The following is an 18,392-nucleotide window of genomic DNA, read 5'->3' as shown; positions in this document are numbered from 1 at the left end:
GAGATGGCCCGGGCCGACTATGAGCGCATTCGCGGTGCCCATCTGAATGCCGTGCAGGCCGCGCTCGACGATCACGTGGGTCGCCTGGACTGGCCGGCAGAGCAGATTCGAACGCACCGTGATCGGCGGCTGCGTTCGGTGCTTGCCTACGCCCGCGAACGCTCGCCGCTCTACGCCGGTCGGCTGAGGGGGCTCGACGTCGAGAACGCGACGGCGGCTGACTTGGCAGCCATCCCGATGCTGACAAAGGCCGATGCCCAAGGCGGCTGGGACGCGATCGTGACGACGCCCGGGCTCAACCGAGCTGCGGCAGAAGAGGTTCTGGACGAACAGACCTGGTTCTCCTATACGGCTCATGACGACCAGGTATTCAGTTCCGGCGGCTCCAGTGGCGTGCGCGGGGTGTACGTGTGGGACTGGCAATTCTTCATCACCACCGCGTGCCTGGCCTGGCGCATGCAGGCGCGCGACGAGCGACGCAGCCCGCCGGTGCCGAACCCGAGGCTGGCGGTGCTGTCCGCCGGTCAGCCACCGCACGCCAGTACGCCGCTGTTCGACGTGCCGACCACCGCGGGTATGGAGACCGTCGTCATCGAGGCAGGCGCCCCGTTCGACGAGGTCCTCGCCGCGGTCGCGAAAAGTACCCCGACCCACCTCGTGGGCTATGCCAGCGTCATCGGCCGTCTCGCCCGCGCATCGCTGGCCGGCGACCTGAAGATTCGGCCGTCCCGGGTGAGCACCAACTCCGAACCTCTGCTGCCAGAGGACCGGGACGCGATCGTTGACGCATGGGGCGCGACGTTGCATAACCTCTGGGGCTCAACCGAAATCGGCGTGCAGGCCGTCGGCTGCGGCCAAGGGCCAGGATTGCACATCTGTGAAGACGAAGTGATCCTCGAGCGCGTCGACGCCAACGGCGTGCCCGTCGCGCCCGGCGAACCGGCGGTGCGCACGCTCGCCACCGGCCTGTCGAACCGGACGTTCCCCTTCATTCGTTACGACCTCGGTGACGAAATCACGCTGATGTCTGAGCCCTGCCCCTGCGGCAGCGCGTTCGCCCGCGTCGCCGATATCAGCGGCCGTCACGACGACGACTTCGTCTACGGCTCACACTCCGTGCCCGCCAGCGCCTTTCGGCATGTCCTCGGCACGGATCCGCGCATCGTGGAGTATCAGGTGGTGCAGACCGAACGCGGAGCGGACGTGCTGGTGGTCGCCGCCGCTGATATGTCGGCACTGGTTCCCGCCTTGGTGGCGGCAATGCAGCGGCACGGCGTCGCCGAGCCGTCGATTCGAATCCGCACCGTCGAGACCCTGCAGCGTCACCAAGCCAGCGGCAAACTCAAACGCTTTCTCCCCCTGGCGGCGGAATGATGGCGCAAGACGGCGACCGACTTGCCGTCCACGGTGGAACCCCGGTGCGAGTGGACCCACTGGCGTGGGATGCAGCGGGTGGCAACGCGATTGGCCAGGACGAGCTTGACCTTCTGACCCGGGTGGTGCACGCGCGGAGCCCGTTCCGTTTCTACGGACCCGACATACAGCACATGGTCGACACGCTGGAAGCTGAATGGCGGCAGGCTTTCTCCCATCGACACGCGCTGGGGGTGTCGTCCGGTACGGCCGCCCTGTCGATCGCGATGGGCGCGCTGGCGATCGGCCCGGGTGACGAAGTGCTGGTGCCAGGACTGCTGTGGGTCAGCGTCGTATCGGCGGTCGTCCGCGCCGGCGCCATCCCCCGCCTGGTCGACATCGACGATTCGTTCTGCATGGACCCGCAGGACATGGAGCGCAAAATCGGCCCCCATACCCGTGCAGCGATCTACGTGCACATCGCCGGGGCGCCAGGCCGGGTGGATCGGATCGCCGAGATCTGCCGTGCGCGCGGCGTGGCGCTGATCGAAGACTGCGCCCAGGCTGCGGGGGCCGCACTCGACGGCCGCGCCGTCGGAACATTCGGCGACATCAGCATCTTCAGCTTCCAGCTCAATAAGACGATCACCTCCGGCGAAGGCGGAATGGTCGTCTGCGAACGCGACGATCTGTTCAAACGGATCGTGGCGATGCACGATCTCGGCTACGCCCGCAACGACGCCGGCCGGTTGGACACCTCCGATCCCGACTGCCAGCTGTGGGGTGTCGGCGCACGGATGTCGGAGCTGACCGGTGCCATGGCGCTGGCCCAGCTACGCAAATTGCCGGCCACCGTGGCCACGATGCGCGACGCGAAATGGCGGATCCGGCGCGATCTGGACGGTATCGGCGGACTGAGCTTTCGCGAAATCGCCGATCCCTCAGGGGATTCGGGACTCAATCTGATCTTCGTCCTGCCCGACGCGCAGCTGTGCCTGCGCTTCGTCGACGCATTGCGTGCGGAGGGCATCACAGGTCCGGGGATCAGCGACGCGGTGGTCACCATGGCCGACTGGGGACTGCACTGGTGCGTGAACATCCCGAGCTTGGTGCACAAACGCTCGAACACTCACGACGGTCTGCCGTGGAGCCACCCGGCGAACTCGTTCGCAGCGGATTACTCCTACGGGCCGGGCACGGTGCCGCGCTGCGACGACTTCCGGCAGCGCGCAGCGATCATGTCGATGGCCTGCGCCACCAGCGATCAGCAGATTGAGGACGTGAAGGCCGCGTTTCTCAAAGTGGCACGAACCGTGCTGGAGGCCTAGACAGCGCGGAGCGTCAGCAATGTGATCTCGCTTGGCGCGAACACCCGGAACGGCGGACCCCAAAACCCTGTGCCGCGGCTCGTGTACAGCTGCGTCCGCTCACCGTGCCGACTCAGGCCCGCCACTACCGGTTGGTCCAGTCGGACAAGGAAATTGAACGGCCAGATCTGCCCGCCATGCGTGTGTCCCGAAACTTGGAGGTCGACGCCCGCCCGGACAGCGCGGACAACCTGCTTGGGTTGATGGGCGAGAAGAAGCACTGGCAGCGTCGGGTCCGCGCCTGCGAGGGCGGCGTCGAGGTTCGCGCCGTGCCCGTCGACACCGGACGCCTTGGCGGTGGCGTCGTCCACCCCGGCGACGATCAGCCGATCACCACCGCGTTCTACGACGATGTGCCGGTTGTGCAACGCATTCCATCCAATGCGCTCCATGTAATCCAGCCAGCCCTGCGCCTCGCTGAAGTACTCGTGGTTTCCGGTGACGTACACCCGCGCCGACAAGGCCTCCACCGACGCCAGTGGGCTCGCCTGGTTCTCGCGCACGTCCACGGTTCCGTCCGCGATGTCCCCGACGTGGCACACGACGTCGGCGCCGAGCTCGTTGACCCGCGCGACGACGGCGGCCGACCATCGTGCCCGGTCGATCGGCCCGTAGTGGGTGTCGGTGATCAGCGCGACGCGCACGCCGTCGAGACCACGGCCGAGCCTCGCCATCACGACGTCGACTTCCCGTACCCGTGGCACTCGCATCGCCTCGGCGTAGCCCCACACGAGCAGGACCACCGTCACCGCGAGCACGCCCCCGGCGACCCACCGTGACCGCGCCGGATCCTGGACTCCGCCCACGAGCATCAGCAGATTCACGACCTGACCCAGCACCGACCAGACGAACAGCACCCACGCCGCACCCAACAGCGCATCACCCGCGGCCGCGGCCCGGTCGATATGCCGGTGACCGTGGCCGAACATCATCAGCGTCGGCAAAGCGATGGCTGCGGCGGCGAAGAGCAGCGTGCCCGTCAAGAAGACGGCCGCTGGCCAGGCCGCCCCGGACGCCAACAGCGTCCACCACGGAACACCGAACAGCAGCAGCACGATGGTCACCACGACCGCCAGGCGGCCAAGACGCCGGGAACGCTGTGGCGGATCGATCGTCTCGACTACCTCAGCCGGATTGTCTGTCATCACCGACGACGTTACCGACGGATTCAGAGGCGCGCCGTCGGCGCAGACTAATGTTTCGGGCGTGCTCGAAGCCCTTTGGACAGCCGCGACGCGGCATCCGTTCCTCGCCGCGGTCCGCGACGGCACCATCGCCGACGCGGACTTCAACCGATGGTTGGCGCAGGACGCGCTGTTCGTCGCCGATCTGCTCACCTTTCAGGCGAGGCTGCTGGCGCGGGCGCCGCGCCCGGCGCAGGGGGTGCTCGCCGGAGGTTGTGCGGCGCTGGTCGACGAGCTGGATTGGTTCGAGGTGAAGGCCGCCGAGCGGGACGTCGCACTGGGGCAGTCCCCGCTGGAGGCGACGGCCGCCTACCGCGAACTGCTGCTGCGACTGGACACGATGCCCGTCGATGTGGCGCTGACAGCACTGTGGGTCATCGAGCGGGTGTACCTGCTCGCATGGTCATCGGCCGTCTCGAGTACATCGCCCTTGCGTGAGTTTGTGGAGCATTGGACCGCGCCCGATTTCGTCGCCTATGTGGACGCGCTCGGCGAATTGGCAATCCCCGATGGTCACCATGATGTCGTCGCAGAGGTGCTCACGTGTGAGGTGGCGTTCTGGGATATGGCGCTGGCATGAGTCTCTCCAACCAACTGTGGTCCGCGAATGGCGACTTGTCCGCCGCGGCGCTGGCACACCCGTTTGTCCGCGGCCTCGGGGACGGATCTCTGGACCGCGAGATCTTCGCGGGCTACGTCGCGCAGGATGCGTTCTTTCTCGAATCCTTCGCGCGCGCCTACGCTCTGGCGCTGGCGCGCAGCACGGACACTCCGACGCTGATCGCGTTGGCGGGCTTGATCTCCGGTGTCGCCGACGAGTTGGGTCTGCACAACTCCTACGCCGCGCGCTGGGGCATCGACATGGCCGGCGTCGAACCGTCGTCTGCGACGCTGGCGTACACCGACTTCCTGCTCGCCACTGCCGTAACGTCCGACCTGGGCCTGACACTGGCGGCGATGACTCCGTGCATGCGGTTGTATGCGTGGCTCGGAACGTCGTTGGACGCGAGCACGGCGGGACCGTACGCGGAATGGGTGCAGACCTATTCCGATCCCGGCTTCGAGAGCTTGGCGTCCCAACTCGAAGGACTGCTCGACGAGCATGCCGACGACAGCCCCGCCGTAAGCCAGGCCTACCGGCGGGCGATGCAGCTCGAGGTGGCGTTCTTCGAGTCGGCGATGCCCGACTGAAACCCGTTGCTACTGGCTCGTGTTCAACGGTGCCGCGTCTGCCATCCGTCGCAGTTCCTTGCGGTCGGCGTCGGCGCCGCCGAGTGACGGAAGGCTGAAGCTGGTGTACATCACGCGTCGTTCCCGCTCGACCGGCGGCTGAGCCATGTGCAGCGTGCACGAGCAGTGCACGGTGACGTCTCCGGTTTCGGTGGCGAGGTCGACGACCGGCAGGTCGAGCCCCGGCTGAAGGCTGGGTGCCGGCCACACGAGAGCCCGATGTGATCCGGCCACGACTCGGAGTTGTCCCGACATCGCGTCAGCGCCGGTCACCGAGATGCCGACGGTCAGACCGCAGCAGTCGTAGCTGTGCCTGCCGAGCGAGCAGTCCTTGTGCCACGGAATGTCCGAAATCCCTTGCACGACACCGATCGGCTTGAAGAGTGCTTCGAGTCGGTTGCCGTCCCATCCGCTGGCGACGTGGCCGTCGCCGGTCAATGCGGCGATGCGGGTGAGGCGTTCGTCGGCGACCAGCTCGGCGGCCAGCGGAGATTCCTTGTCGAACCGTTGCATCCGCACCAGCGCACGCGATCCGTCCTCGAGGCTGGCCCACCACGAACGCCCGTCGCCATCGGCGTAACGCGGTGCGATGACGTCCATTTCGGCGGAAACGGCGGCCATCTCCTCTTCGCTGTAGAGACCTTTGACGTGGAGGAAGCCGGCTTGTTCGAGGAACCACGCCATGTCGTCGGCTGAATCGTCGGGAGCGAACGAACGGTTGAGGTCGAGCGGTCCGCCGCCGCGATCCGTGAATTCGACGGCGCCGGTGCAATGGGGTGTCATGCCGTCGAGCGCCGCACGCAACAAGAGCCACCAATTCAAGATGTCCGAGAGGTGCCCGGACATGTCCAGCGAGCCGCTGGCCAACCAGCCCATCGGCGTCACTTTGTCGGCGACGAGTGCGTCGAGCTGCTCGGCGACCACCCGCAGAGCCGAGCCGGCGTGTGGACCCTGAGCGACGGTGATGCGGCCGTCGTCGGCACGTAGCGTCCATGGTCGGCTGTCGACGATGATGGTGAGCGGCCGCGGCCGCATCTCCTGCACCGAGGGGCGCAGCCGATCGGCCGCTTCGGCGAAGAGCCGGGGCAGTTCGGCCTCGAAGAGTTGGGCGGGCTCGATGGATGCGGGCTCGCCGTCGACCCTGATTCGCCTGTCGACAGTCATGTGTGAAACCAGCGTAGGCAGGTTGGGCGGCGCAATCGGTGGATTCCGGGATCCCGACGCTCGCGCGTTACTGTGCTGTCCATGACTGCACCAGCAGAAACATCGCCGCTCGAAGCGAGGGTCGGCCACTACTACCGAATGGACGGCACGTACCTGGTCGGCCGTGAGAAGTTGCGCGAATACGCCCGCGCGGTGCAGGACTATCACCCCGCGCACTGGGACGTTGCCGCGGCCGCTGAACTGGGCTATTCGGATCTGGTGGCGCCGGTGACGTTCACGTCGACCCCGGGTATGAAGTGCAATCGCCGCATGTTCGAGTCGATCGTCGTCGGATACGACACGTACTTGCAGACCGAAGAGGTCTTCGAACAGCATCGTCCGATCGTGGCCGGTGACGAACTGACCATCGACGTCGAGCTGACCTCGGTGCGCAGGACGGCGGGCCGGGACTTCATCACCGTCACGAACACATTCACCGATACCGCCGGCGAGCGGGTGCACACACTGCACACCACAGTCGTGGGAGTGACCGCCGAGGACATCGACGCCGGGGTCAAGACGGCTGTGCAGAACGCGATGATGCACGACATGAACATCCTCGACATCCCGGGAACGGATGACGAGTACGAGAAAGAGCTGCGGCCCGAGGGGGAGGTTCGTTTCGCCAGCGACTCCAGGACGCCAGGGACGCCGTCGTTCGACGATGTGAAGGTCGGCGACAAGTTGCCGGAGCACCACACCCGGCTTTCGCGCGGCGACCTGGTGAACTATGCCGGAGTCGCCGGCGACGCCAACCCGATCCATTGGGACGAAGGCATCGCGAAGCTGGCCGGGCTACCCGACGTGATCGCACACGGAATGCTCACCATGGGACTGGGCGCCGGCTTCCATTCCTCGTGGTCTGGCGACCCGGGGGCGGTGACGCGCTACACGGTTCGGCTGTCGGCACCAGCCGTTGTGTCGGCCACCGGCGGCACCGACATCGAGTTCAGTGGACGGGTGAAGTCGCTGGACGAGGCGACGCGCTCAGGTGTCGTGATTGTCGCGGCGAAGTCGGACGGCAAGAAGATCTTCGGCATGGCGACGATGGACGTCCGCTTCCGCTGACGCGGCTTACTGCGTTTCACTCGGGCCGCGCCGGGTAAGCGCCGCGCATGCCTGAGGAAGTATCGGATTTCGTCCTGAAACGGTTGCGCGAATGGGGCGTCGAGCACGTATTCGCCTATCCGGGGGACGGGATCAACGGCCTCGTCGCCGCATTCGGACGCGCCGACAACGACCCGCGCTTCGTGCAGGCGCGCCACGAGGAGATGGCCGCGTTCCAGGCGACCGGATACGCGAAATTCTCTGGGCGGGTGGGGATTTGCATGGCCACCTCCGGCCCCGGTGCGATTCACCTGCTCAACGGCCTGTACGACGCGAAGCTCGACCACGTGCCGGTGGTGGCAATCGTCGGCCAGACCGCACGCAGCGCGATGGGCGGCAGCTACCAGCAAGAGGTCGACCTGCAGGCCGTCCTCAAGGACGTCGCCAGCGACTATCTGGTCGAGGTCAACGTCGCGAGCCAGTTGCCGAACGCGCGTTGGACCGCGCGATCCGCACGGCGTTGACCCGCCGCGCGCCAACCGCGGTCATCATCCCGTCGGACCTCCAAGAAGAGCCTTACGAGGCGCCCGAACACGCGTTCAAGCAAGTGCCGTCCAGCGACCCGAGCTTCGGTTCTCCCGCGCTGGCGCCGACCGACGAACAGATCCGCGCGGCCGCGGACATCCTGAACGCGGGCAGCAAAGTCGCCATCCTCATCGGACAGGGCGCCCGATCGGCCGCTGCACAGGTTCGTCAGGTCGCTGATCTCATGGGCGCCGGTGTCGCGAAAGCCCTTCTGGGCAAGGATGTTATAGCCGACGACCTGCCGTACGTGACCGGTTCCATCGGCCTGCTCGGCACCCGGCCGAGTTACGAACTGATGCGGGACTGCGACACGCTGCTGATCGTCGGCTCGAACTTCCCCTACAGCCAGTTCCTGCCGAAGTACGGACAGGCCAGGGCGGTACAGATCGACATCGACGGCAGCTTGATCGGGATGCGCTACCCCACCGAGCTCAACATCGTCGCCGACGCCGCCACCGCTCTGGACAAACTGATTCCATTGCTCGCGCGCAAGGACGATCGCTCATGGCTTCAGACAGTGGAGAAGAACGTGTCGCGGTGGTGGGAGACCATGCAGCGGCAAGCGAATCTGTCGGCTAGACCGTCGAATCCGATGCGCATCGCATGGGAGCTGTCGGAACGTCTGCCCTCGAACGCCATAGTGACGGCCGACTCGGGTTCGTCGACGAACTGGTACGCCCGCTGCTTGAAGTTCCGCGACGGCATGCGCGGTTCATTGTCCGGCACGCTTGCCACCATGGGCCCCGGCGTGCCATACGCGATCGGCGCCAAGTTCGCCCATCCCGATCGTCCGGTGATCGCCTTGGTCGGCGACGGGGCGATGCAGATGAACGGCCTGGCCGAACTGTTGACCATCCGGCGGTATCGCGACTTGTGGGCTGATCAGCGCCTGATTGTGTGCGTCTTTCACAACAACGACCTCAACCAGGTCACCTGGGAGCTGCGCGCCATGGGCGGTGCGCCGAAATTCGAAGAGTCGCAGTCACTTCCCGATGTGTCCTATGCCGACGTGGCCCGCACCATGGGACTGAAAGCCATTGCCGTCGACACCGACGACGGCATCGGTCCGGCGTGGGATGAAGCACTGGCAGCAGACGAGCCGACCGTGCTCGATATCCGCTGCGACCCCGAGATGCCGCCGATTCCACCCCATGCGACCTACGAACAGGCCAAGGAGCTGGTCGAGTCGATTCTCAAGGGCGATCCCGCGCGCTGGCACCTGATAGCCCAGGGCATCAAGACCAAGGCGCAGGAGTTCGTGCCACATCGGAGTTGATCATGCGGTGTTCGCGCTGGACAGTCCTGCCTTCACTTTTCGCGACAGCTCATCGGCGATGATCTCCGGTTCGCCGTTGAGCAGGCCTTCGATGGCCTGTTGCGCAACCTGTGCAGGGTCGATCTTCTGCTCCGCGGGGATGTAGCTGACCATGTCGGTGTCCATATAGCCGACGTGCAGGGCGGCGACGTGAATTCCCTTCGACGCCAGCTCTGTTCGCATGGCATCGGTGAGAGCCCAGGCGGCGGCCTTGGCTGCGGAGTAGGCGCCGGAGGTCGGGGGGTGAGCCCATGCCAGGACCGACAGGACGTTGAGCACGGCACCGCCGCCGTTGCGCTCGATGACGGGGACGAACGCGCGGCTGACGTTCAGTGTCCCGAAATAGTGTGTTTCCATCTCCGCGCGGATGTCGTCTATGGGTCCGTCGAGCAGTGTGGCCCGTGTCGAGATGCCTGCGTTGTTGACCAGCACGGTGACGTCATCGGCGACGGTCGCCGCGCGGCGGATGGACTCCGGATCGGTGACGTCGAGCTGGATCGGCACCACGCCCGGTAGATCGACGGTTTCCGGCCGCCGCGCCGCGGCGTACACCTTCGCTCCGCGCGCAACCAGCTCGGCAGCCAGGTGCCGACCCAAACCACGATTGGCGCCGGTCACCAGCGCGGTGATTTTCTGTGTCATCGAATTCTCCCGTCACGTTGCGGCCTCATCCGGTCGCTCGACCGCAACAACGCAGAGAGATCGAGAAAGCATCCCGTCCGCGAGGTGGATTTGGCGTTCTGAACGGGTACGGCCCGGATATGACACCCGACGATCCGACCAACGTGAACGACGTGATGATGCCCACCGAAGAGGTACACCCGCGAGAAGTGATGAACACGCGGACAGGCGCGCTAGGGGCTGATGCGATGTGACCTCTGGACGGCCTCGCGTATTGATCATCGGCGGTGGATTCGGCGGCCTGTTCTGCGCACGTCGCCTCGGACGGCTCGACGTGGACGTCACGCTGCTGGATCGCGCAGCGTGCCATGTGTTTCAGCCCCTGCTCTATCAGTGCGCGACGGGCACACTGAGCATCGGCCAGATCAGTCGATCGCTGCGCGAGGAGCTTCAACAGCACCGCAATGTCAAGACGCTCCTGGGTGAGGCGGTCAAGCTCGACTCCCACGCGCGCCGGGTGACGGCTCGTCGTCCCGACGAAACGAAATTCGACGTCGAGTACGACTACCTGGTGATCGCCGCGGGCATGAAGCAGTCCTATTTCGGGAAGGAGGAGTTCGCGGCATGGGCGCCCGGCATGAAGACGCTGGACGACGCGCTAAGCATCCGGCGGCGGGTCTTCGCGGCCTTCGAGATCGCCGAAACCTTGCCGCCCGGCCCGGAGCGGGACCAGTGGCTCACGTTCGCTGTCACCGGAGCCGGTCCGACCGGCGTCGAACTGGCCGGGCAGATCCGGGAACTCGCGACGCGTTCATTGGCCAACGAGTTCCACAGCATCGAACCCGAAGATGCCCGGGTGTTGCTGTTCGACGGCGGGGACCGAGTGCTCAAGACCTTCGCGCCAGCACTGTCCGAGCGCGCGTCGGCAATACTCGAGGACTTGGGTGTCGAGATGCATTTCGGCGTGCGCGTGTCCGACGTCCGGCGCGACGGCGTGACGGTCAGCCCGAAGGACGGTGGGCCCGATCAGGAGTACGCCACCCGCACGGTGCTCTGGACGGCCGGCGTGGAGGCGGTACCGTTCGCGCGACACGCAGCCGAGGTGCTCGGCGCCACCACCGACCGGTCTGGCCGCATCAAAGTCGACGCCGACCTGTCGGTTCCCGGGTACCGCGAGGTGTTCGTCATCGGGGATCTGACCGGTCGCGACGGATTGCCGGGGGTGGCGGAGAACGCGATGCAGGGTGGTTGGCATGCCGCGGCCTGCATTCGGCGCGACGTCGGTGGACGCAAGCGCAAGGACTACCGCTACCGCGACCTCGGGTCAGCGGCGTACATCAGCCGGGGCCATGCGGTGGTGCAGGCGGGTCCGGTCAAGCTTGCGGGTGTCGTGGGATGGCTCGGCTGGGGCTTCATCCACATCGCGTTTCTCACCGGCGTGCGCAACCGCTTCAGCACCGTCGGTACATGGATGGCGACCATTGCACGGGCCAACCGGAGCGACCGCTCGTTCATTCTCGGCGGATCGGGACATCCTGAGGAGCCCTACACCTGGGAGTCGCCGGTGCACCAGGGCAGCCGGTCGTCCGACTAAATTCGAGCCGTGGAAGACAGCGAGTCAACCCGCGGGCGTGCCGGTGAACTTCTCTACGAATACCTGGCTGCCATCCCTGACATCGACCGTCTGCGCGAGTTGCTGCACCCCGACGTGTCGTTCACTCTGCATGTGCCCAGCGGGAAGACGAATACCGGTCGCGAGCGGATATTGCGGGGACTGACAAAGGAATTCGCGACCTTTTACCGATCTGAGTCCTTCCAACTGGAGGTACTCGAGAGCTTCGGACTCAACGACCGCGCAGCGGCACGATTCACGATCACCGCCGAGACCGAGAAGGGTCCGTACCGCAACGATTACGCCATCATCGCCAGGTTCGTCGACGATCTGCTTTTCGAGGCATGGGAGTACTGTGACTCGGCCAGCGCCCGCATCCAACTGGGGGTCGCCGCGCGGGAGCGCTAGAGTGCAGAGATGGCTGACAACACCTCGAAAACAGCTGCGGCGGCGCAGAACTGGCCATCATTGCGGGTCGATGACTGGACTGCCACACGTGACACGCTCCACATGTGGACCCAGATCGTCGGCAAGATTCGACTCGCCCGCGCGCCGTTGGTCAATCACTGGTGGCAGGTCACCCTCTATGTCAGTCCCCGCGGGCTGACCACATCCGCGATCCCGTACGAAGCAGGTACCTTCGACATCGAGTTCGACTTCATCGACCACCGGCTACACATCCGTTCGAGCGACGGTGGCCTCCGTCAGATCACCCTTGAACCCAAGTCGGTCGCCGACTTCTACGCCGAGACAATGGCTGCGCTCGACGAACTCGGCATCGCTGTGCAACTTCAGGCCAGTCCCAACGAGGTCGATCCCGCAATCCCATTCGCCGAGGACCACACCCACGCGTCCTACGACCCACAGGCAGCGCATCTTTTCTGGCGCCAGCTCGTATCGGCGGACCGCGTCATCCATGAATTCCGCTCGCACTTCATCGGGAAAGTCAGCCCTGTGCACTTCTTCTGGGGCGCCATGGATCTGGCGTGCACGCGGTTCTCCGGCCGCACCGCGCCAGAGCATCCGGGAGGGGCGCCCAATTGCGGTGACTGGGTGATGGTCGAGGGCTACTCGCATGAGTTGAGTAGCTGCGGTTTCTGGGCCGGTGGCGGTGAGGAAGGCGCCTTCTACGCCTACGCCTATCCTGAGCCCGAAGGCTTCGCCGACTACACCGTCAAACCTGAGCAGGCCTTCTACAGCTCGGAGTTCAAGCAGTTTCTGCTGCCCTATGAGTCGGTGCGCACTGCCGCCGACCCGGACCGCGCGCTCCTGGAGTTTCTCCAGTCGACTTATCGGGCAGCTGCGGACCTAGGCGATTGGGACCGGGCCGCCCTCGAGGCCGACCCGCAACGGTGGAGCGACAAGCAGTGACGTCGGCTAGACGTCCCCGGGCATGCCTGGGGGGCTGAGCGAGCCGTCTACGTTCGGCACCGATGCCGGAGCCGGTATTCCGCCTTCCGCCGCGTTGTCTCCCGGTATCCCGTCGTCGGCAACGGGTCCCCACGCACCGCCGCCGCAGAGTGGGTGGCGCCAGCCGAAAGCGTCGCATCCCGGATCGGCCTGCAACGCGGGCTCGGATATTGCGCTTGCACCCATCGCCGCGGTCAACACCGCACCGGCAACTGCTGCTGCGACTGCTGTTCTGGTCACCCAACTCATCTGATTCTCCTGGCTAGATCGCTCCCGGGGTGCCGGGAAGGCTCATCGAGCCGTCGATGTTCGGCACCATCGATGGCTGCTGGACCGCGTCAAGCGCCGCGTCGGTGCTCGCGGACGGGCCCCACTCACTGCTCGCCGACTGGTCCCACGCCCCTCCGCCGCAGAGTGGGTGACGCCAGCCGAAGGTGTCGCATCCCGGATCGGCCTGCAGCGCGGGCTCAGTCGGTGAGTTCACCGCGGCCATCACGCCGGTCAACGCTGCACCGGCGACTGCTGCTGCGACTGCTGTCCTGGTCAACCAACTCATCTGTTGCTCCTTCACGCAGGGATCAACGTGATTGTGTCGCTCTTGGCGCCGGTCGGTGTCGAATTGGATTTAAAAGTCCCGAGATGCCCTCGCGCGCTTGCATTTTCGTCGCATGCGTCAATATTTCGGGCATCATCAGCACTTGGACCGGATGAGGATGGTCTTCCCGCGTAAGCGACCGGTATCCGAGTCCTCGTGCACGGCCGCGGCCTGCTCGAGTGGGCGGCGGTCCGCGATCTCGATACGCAGCTGTCCTTCGTCGACGCGATTGACCAGCGCCGCCAGCTGAGCGGCGTCACTACGGACGAAGACACGCTGTGTGCGGACCCCACGGCCGGGGTTCGGTGGTCCGGCAACCATGGTCCCCACGTGGAAGCCGCCGTCAGTGACCATCCCGATCAGGGCTTCGGTCTGCTCGTCGCTGGTGCTGACCAAGTTGAGGACGACGTCGAATGGCCCTCCCTCGACGTTGATCGGCGAGCGGGTGTAGGCGATGTAGTCGACGATCCGGTCGGCACCCAGACGGCGCAGACGCTGGCCGTCACGCGCTTTGGCGGTTGCCGTCACGACAGCACCGGCCTGCTTGGCCAACTGGATCGCGAAGCCGCCGACGGCGCCGGAGGCACCGTTGATCAGGATCGTCTGTCCGGAGCTCAGATCGGCGATGTCGAAGAGCGCCTGCCACGCCGTCAGTGCGGCCACCGGCAACGCTGCCGCTTCGGTCAGGTCCACCGACTGTGGCGCGGCGGCCAGCGACTCGGCCGGAACGAGCGCGAATTCGGCGGCCGCGCCGTCGGCGTCCAGCGGCAGAAACGCCACCACCGCGTCGCCGACGTTCCATCCCTGAACTCCGTCGCCGAGTTCAGCGATCGTGCCGGCGACGTCCACACCGGGGATATGCGGGAAGCTGATCTCGTACACCTTGGAGAGATAGCCGCCGCGGATACCGGCGTCCACTGGGTTGAATGAGGTCGCCGCGACCTGCACCAGGGCCTGCCCCGGGCCGGCCACGGGTCGCGGGGCCTCCTCATACCGCAGCACATCACTAGTCCCGTACCGGTCGTATCGCACTGCCTTCATGGTTGCTCCTTCAGTTATTTGCTTCGATGTCGAAGCAGTTACGACACGTGTAACTTGTTTCGATGTCGAAGTAATTCCCGCTACGATGGCTTCGTGGCAAAAAGCCTCAAGCCTGCGCAAATGCGTACCTACTTCGCCCTGACCGAGGCGGCCAGCCTGCTGCAGTACGCGGTGCGGGAACAGTTGGAAACCGAGGGCAGCATCAGCTACGTGCAGTTCGAGATCTTGGCCAAACTGGTTGACGCCAAGCGGCCGCTCACCATGACCGAGCTGGCCGACGGTGTGGTCTACAGTCGCAGCGGCCTGACCCATCAGGCCGGTCTGTTGGAGAACGCCGGGCTGATCACCCGCAAAGCCAGCACTGATGACAAGCGCGCCACGGTCGTCGACATCACCAAGGCGGGCCGCGCCCGCGTCGCCAAAGTCCTTCCCGGTCACATCCAGGTGGTACGCGACCTGCTGTACGGCGCGCTTTCGGATCAGGACGTGCACGCCCTCGGTGACATCATGGGCCGCGTTCGTGACCACATGCGTGACCGGCCACCCCGTTCGGCAGCTCCGCGGAAACGCGCCCCCGAAGCCTGAAAGGCCAAGCCTCCCAGCTGAAAGCACCCCGGTCCTGGCGAGCTACGTTCGCGGCAACCGACTATAGGCGGATGCAGCACCACAGACATGTCGCACGTGGCGCCGCAGCTCTGGCTGCGGCCATGGGCATCGGGAGGTTCGTATACACCCCGATCCTGCCGCTGATGACGACGCAGGCAGGTATCACCGCGCACACCGCGGCCACCCTGGCGACAGCCAACTACGCCGGCTATCTCGGCGGCGCGTTGGCAGGAACCGTCTGGCCGCGACTCGCTCACTCCGTCGTCGTCTGTCGCGTTTCGCTGGCATTGCTCGTCGGCAGCCTGGCGGCAATGCCTTTGGCCACCAACACAATCCAGTGGGCCTCGCTGCGCGCACTGGCCGGAATGACCAGCGCGCTGGTCTTCGTGATCGCGGTCAACCTCCTGCTGGAACATTTACGCGGGCGCCCGGCCCATTTCGTCGGCTGGGGGCTCGGCGGGGTTGGTGGCGGCATCGCGCTATCCGCGGTCCTGGTGCTGGCCAGCGACCAGTGGCGGCTGGCGTGGTGGACCTCGGCCGCCGTGGCCGCGGTGCTGACCGTCTTCGCCTGGACGATGCACCCAGCCGTGAACGCCGAAACCGCGGGCAGTTCCCCGAGCAGCCGCCGCCCGCCCCATCGGGCCTTCACACTGCTCGCGACGAGCTACACCCTCGAAGGGGTCGGATACATCATCGCCGGCACGTTCCTCGTCGCCGCCGTCGCGCAGGACGCTCCCCACTGGCTCGGCGGCGGAACCTGGTTGGTCGTCGGCCTGGCCACCGTCCCGTCGGCGGCGCTATGGGCCGCACTGAGCGCTCGATGGTCGCATCCGGGACTGCTCGTGATCGCGTTGTGCGTGCAGGCGGCGGGAATCGCCGCGGCGGCCTTCTTCGGCGGAGTGGCCGCGGCGCTCGTCGGCGCCGTGCTCTTCGGCGGCACGTTCATCGGCGTCAGCACGCTGTCCCTGGCGGCCGGACGTCTGCTTCGGTATCCGCGGGCGGTGGCATTGCTGACCGCCGGCTACTCGATCGGCCAGATCGTCGGGCCGACGGTGGTGAGCCCACTGCTGCACGACGGCTACCGGCCGGCCTTGCTGGTGGCCGCGGTGGTGGTATTAGGCGCGGCCCTGGTCGCGGGCCTGATGCGGATCGTCGGCGGGCAACCAGATCGAGTCGTCACCGAGTCCGAAATCTCCGACACCCCGGGTAAGTTCGTCGATCAGGGCGTGCACCGCGGGGTTGTCTTCACTGCGCCGCCACACTAGCGACCACGTCCACAGCGGAGCCGGATTGACGATCGCCCGACGCACCAGACCTCTGGGCAGGGCCGCGTCCTGACCTTTCGGATTGTTCAGGACGGGACGCCCCAACCCACGCACGTGCTCGAAGAACGTCGGACCGGTGACGCCGCCGTCTTCTGTCCGCATGATCCGGGCGCCGGTGGCAGCGGCGAACTGCTCACCGTATCGATTCCACGACGACCAGCTGGCTGCGTCGGCGTCGACCAGCACGACGGTGTCGCTTGCCTCGACGGGTGATTCGTCCGCACCAGCGGCGAGCGCGTAGAGCCGGTCCACTCCCAGCAGCCGGGCCCGTAGCGACAGCGACACGAGATCGCTGTTCTGCACCCAGCAGATCGCGAGATCGAGGCTGCCTTCGGACACCCGCGCGGCCTGCGCGTGAGACGGCATCACCCAGGTATCCACGCGTAGCTCGGCGATCCCTGCCGCTCGCTGCACCCAGTCGGTCGGACACCAATTCACGTACCCGACGCGGACTGGCTCTGACACTCCGAGACCGGCTGCCCGCCTGCGCAATTCATCCGCCGCGGTGAGCAGTGCGCGTGCGTCCGGCAGCAACGCGGTCCCCGCCGGGGTGAGCACCACGGAGCGTCGATCCCTGTCGAACAGGGTCACCTTGAGGTCCTTTTCCAGCGCCTTGATCTGCTGGGACAGCGAGGGACCGGCGATACGGAGACGCTGAGCGGCGCGGCCAAAGTTCAATTCCTCGGCTACGGCTACGAAGTAGCGCAACTGCCGCAGCTCCATCGGCTCAGACTAGTAGTCCCAGCCTCTCAGCAGGGAGTCGATTCGTTCCGTCCACCCGGCATTGCCACCCCGCTGGACACGTTGAGCCAGAGACACAGAGAGGAAGGGAACGGACATGAACACTTCAACACGAGTCGCCATCATCACCGGCGCGTCCCAAGGCATCGGCGCCGGATTGGTACAGGGTTACCGCAAGCTGGGCTACGCCGTCGTCGCCAACTCCCGAAACATCGGCGAAAGCGACGACCCGATGGTGCTCACGGTCGCCGGTGACATCTCCCAGCCGGGCGTCGGGCAGCAAGTGATCGATGCCGCGATGCAGCAGTTCGGTCGCGTCGACACGGTGGTCAACAACGCCGGCATCTTCATCGCCAAGCCGTTCACCGAATACACCGACGCCGACTACGACGCCATCACCGGCGTGAACCAGCGTGGCTTCTTCGAGCTGACCCGTTCCGCGTTGGCGGTGATGAAAGCGGGCGGCCACATCGTCAACATCTCCACCAGCTTGGTCGATCAGGCCAACTCGAAGGCGCCCTCGGCGCTCGCCTCGCTGACCAAGGGCGGACTCAACGCCGCGACCAAGGCATTGGCCGTGGAGTACGCCGGCCGCGGGATTCGGGCCAACGCAGTGGCTCTCGGAGTGATCAGCACACCGATGCACGACCCCTCCACCCACGAGGCCCTTGCCACGCTGAATCCGATGGGGCGACTCGGCGACGTCGACGACGCCGTCGACGCGGTGCTGTACCTCGAGCAAGCAGGGTTCGTCACCGGCGAGATCCTGCATGTGGACGGTGGTCAAAGTGCTGGGCACTGAGCAGATCCTGCGGCCGGTGCTGGACCAGTGGAAGAACGGGATCGACGCACACGATCCGGCGCTGGTGGCCGAGGTGTTCGCCGATCAGGCGATCTTCCAGGGGTTACGCCCGTATAGCGTTGGGCCGCAGGGGGTTTACGACTATTACGATGCCCAGCCGCAGGGGATGACGGTCGAGTATCGGATTCTGGAGTCTCGGCGACTCACCTCAGATGTGGCGCTCGGGTACCTGGATGCGGAGTTCAGCTATCGCGACCGGGATCCCGTCAAACTTCACATCGGCGTCGTCGTGACCCGCACGAGCAAGGACTGGCGGATCGCGTCGTATCAGGCGAGCCCGGTGCCGGCGTGACCG

General features: G+C 66.0%; 18 protein-coding genes and 2 pseudogenes. 13 read left to right on the top strand and 7 right to left on the bottom strand.

Annotated elements, in window-relative coordinates; translation table 11 throughout:
* Positions 1-3 precede the first annotated feature (3 nt).
* Entirely contained in the window at positions 4-1,374 is a 1,371-nt protein-coding gene (locus ACIA48_RS02375; RefSeq protein ID WP_396727248.1) for a phenylacetate--CoA ligase family protein, read from the top strand.
* A 44-nt stretch (positions 1,375-1,418) separates the two neighbouring features.
* Positions 1,419-2,681, top strand: a complete 1,263-nt coding sequence (locus ACIA48_RS02370; RefSeq protein ID WP_396727246.1) for a DegT/DnrJ/EryC1/StrS family aminotransferase — start codon at positions 1,419-1,421, stop codon at positions 2,679-2,681.
* Here ACIA48_RS02370 and ACIA48_RS02365 read toward each other — a convergent pair.
* On the bottom strand, positions 2,678-3,865 hold the full coding sequence (locus tag ACIA48_RS02365) for a metallophosphoesterase (RefSeq protein ID WP_396727244.1): 1,188 nt from the start codon (positions 3,863-3,865) through the stop codon (positions 2,678-2,680). The genes ACIA48_RS02370 and ACIA48_RS02365 overlap by 4 nt on opposite strands.
* Positions 3,866-3,926: 61 nt before the next feature.
* On the opposite strand from ACIA48_RS02365, the gene ACIA48_RS02360 reads away from it, so the two are divergent.
* Both ACIA48_RS02360 and ACIA48_RS02355 read left to right on the top strand, forming a co-directional pair.
* Complete coding sequence (locus ACIA48_RS02360; RefSeq protein WP_396727242.1) at positions 3,927-4,484, top strand: TenA family transcriptional regulator; 558 nt, start codon at positions 3,927-3,929, stop codon at positions 4,482-4,484.
* Positions 4,481-5,095 (top strand): TenA family protein, encoded by a 615-nt coding sequence (locus ACIA48_RS02355; protein ID WP_396727240.1) that lies wholly within the window; start codon positions 4,481-4,483, stop codon positions 5,093-5,095. The genes ACIA48_RS02360 and ACIA48_RS02355 overlap by 4 nt, the downstream gene beginning before the upstream one ends.
* 9 nt (positions 5,096-5,104) lie before the next feature.
* Here the strand turns inward: ACIA48_RS02355 and ACIA48_RS02350 are convergent, their stop codons facing one another.
* Positions 5,105-6,298: a phytanoyl-CoA dioxygenase family protein gene (locus ACIA48_RS02350; RefSeq protein WP_396727238.1), complete on the bottom strand. Its 1,194-nt coding sequence runs from the start codon at positions 6,296-6,298 to the stop codon at positions 5,105-5,107.
* Between the two features lie 81 nt (positions 6,299-6,379).
* On the opposite strand from ACIA48_RS02350, the gene ACIA48_RS02345 reads away from it, so the two are divergent.
* Both ACIA48_RS02345 and ACIA48_RS02340 read left to right on the top strand, forming a co-directional pair.
* Entirely contained in the window at positions 6,380-7,405 is a 1,026-nt protein-coding gene (locus ACIA48_RS02345; RefSeq protein WP_396727236.1) for a fused (3R)-hydroxyacyl-ACP dehydratase subunits HadA/HadB, read from the top strand.
* Between the two features lie 47 nt (positions 7,406-7,452).
* A pseudogene (locus ACIA48_RS02340) lies at positions 7,453-9,245 on the top strand (thiamine pyrophosphate-requiring protein).
* On the opposite strand, the gene ACIA48_RS02335 reads toward ACIA48_RS02340, so the two are convergent.
* Positions 9,246-9,926: an SDR family oxidoreductase gene (locus tag ACIA48_RS02335; RefSeq protein ID WP_396727234.1), complete on the bottom strand. Its 681-nt coding sequence runs from the start codon at positions 9,924-9,926 to the stop codon at positions 9,246-9,248. It abuts the pseudogene before it with no gap.
* Between the two features lie 229 nt (positions 9,927-10,155).
* On the opposite strand from ACIA48_RS02335, the gene ACIA48_RS02330 reads away from it, so the two are divergent.
* Genes ACIA48_RS02330 through ACIA48_RS02320 form a run of 3 tightly spaced genes read left to right on the top strand, consistent with a single transcriptional unit; the run spans position 10,156 to position 12,888 of the window.
* Positions 10,156-11,499: an NAD(P)/FAD-dependent oxidoreductase gene (locus tag ACIA48_RS02330; RefSeq protein ID WP_396727232.1), complete on the top strand. Its 1,344-nt coding sequence runs from the start codon at positions 10,156-10,158 to the stop codon at positions 11,497-11,499.
* Positions 11,500-11,508: 9 nt separating this feature from the next.
* Positions 11,509-11,925, top strand: coding sequence for a nuclear transport factor 2 family protein (locus tag ACIA48_RS02325; RefSeq protein ID WP_396727230.1), 417 nt, complete (start codon positions 11,509-11,511; stop codon positions 11,923-11,925).
* 9 nt (positions 11,926-11,934) lie between these two features.
* Positions 11,935-12,888, top strand: a complete 954-nt coding sequence (locus ACIA48_RS02320; protein WP_396727228.1) for a DUF5996 family protein — start codon at positions 11,935-11,937, stop codon at positions 12,886-12,888.
* Positions 12,889-12,894: 6 nt separating this feature from the next.
* Here the strand turns inward: ACIA48_RS02320 and ACIA48_RS02315 are convergent, their stop codons facing one another.
* The 3 genes from ACIA48_RS02315 to ACIA48_RS02305 form a co-directional block, all read right to left on the bottom strand.
* The gene (locus ACIA48_RS02315; protein WP_396727226.1) at positions 12,895-13,167 is read right to left on the bottom strand and encodes a hypothetical protein; all 273 of its coding nucleotides are present in this window, start codon (positions 13,165-13,167) and stop codon (positions 12,895-12,897) included.
* 22 nt (positions 13,168-13,189) lie between these two features.
* Complete coding sequence (locus ACIA48_RS02310) at positions 13,190-13,483, bottom strand: hypothetical protein (RefSeq protein WP_396727225.1); 294 nt, start codon at positions 13,481-13,483, stop codon at positions 13,190-13,192.
* Positions 13,484-13,618: 135 nt separating this feature from the next.
* Positions 13,619-14,563: an NADP-dependent oxidoreductase gene (locus ACIA48_RS02305; RefSeq protein ID WP_396727223.1), complete on the bottom strand. Its 945-nt coding sequence runs from the start codon at positions 14,561-14,563 to the stop codon at positions 13,619-13,621.
* A gap of 93 nt (positions 14,564-14,656) precedes the next feature.
* Here ACIA48_RS02305 and ACIA48_RS02300 point away from each other — a divergent pair, with 93 nt between their 5' ends.
* Together ACIA48_RS02300 and ACIA48_RS02295 are read left to right on the top strand one after the other, a co-directional pair.
* The gene (locus tag ACIA48_RS02300; protein ID WP_396727221.1) at positions 14,657-15,148 is read left to right on the top strand and encodes a MarR family winged helix-turn-helix transcriptional regulator; all 492 of its coding nucleotides are present in this window, start codon (positions 14,657-14,659) and stop codon (positions 15,146-15,148) included.
* Between the two features lie 71 nt (positions 15,149-15,219).
* Positions 15,220-16,242, top strand: a pseudogene (locus ACIA48_RS02295) (YbfB/YjiJ family MFS transporter); the annotation flags it as partial.
* A 42-nt stretch (positions 16,243-16,284) separates the two neighbouring features.
* Here the strand turns inward: ACIA48_RS02295 and ACIA48_RS02290 are convergent.
* Positions 16,285-17,217 (bottom strand): LysR family transcriptional regulator, encoded by a 933-nt coding sequence (locus ACIA48_RS02290; protein ID WP_396727219.1) that lies wholly within the window; start codon positions 17,215-17,217, stop codon positions 16,285-16,287.
* Positions 17,218-17,332: 115 nt separating this feature from the next.
* Here ACIA48_RS02290 and ACIA48_RS02285 point away from each other — a divergent pair, with 115 nt between their 5' ends.
* The gene (locus ACIA48_RS02285; protein WP_396727217.1) at positions 17,333-18,037 is read left to right on the top strand and encodes an SDR family NAD(P)-dependent oxidoreductase; all 705 of its coding nucleotides are present in this window, start codon (positions 17,333-17,335) and stop codon (positions 18,035-18,037) included.
* Positions 18,024-18,389 (top strand): nuclear transport factor 2 family protein, encoded by a 366-nt coding sequence (locus ACIA48_RS02280; RefSeq protein ID WP_396727215.1) that lies wholly within the window; start codon positions 18,024-18,026, stop codon positions 18,387-18,389. The genes ACIA48_RS02285 and ACIA48_RS02280 overlap by 14 nt, the downstream gene beginning before the upstream one ends.
* Positions 18,390-18,392: the final 3 nt, after the last annotated feature.

Origin of the sequence: Mycobacterium sp. NPDC051804 (assembly GCF_044452905.1) — a bacterium.
In the GTDB taxonomy this organism is placed as follows: Bacteria; Actinomycetota; Actinomycetes; order Mycobacteriales; family Mycobacteriaceae; genus Mycobacterium.
This window is presented reverse-complemented; position numbering and strand designations above follow the sequence as displayed.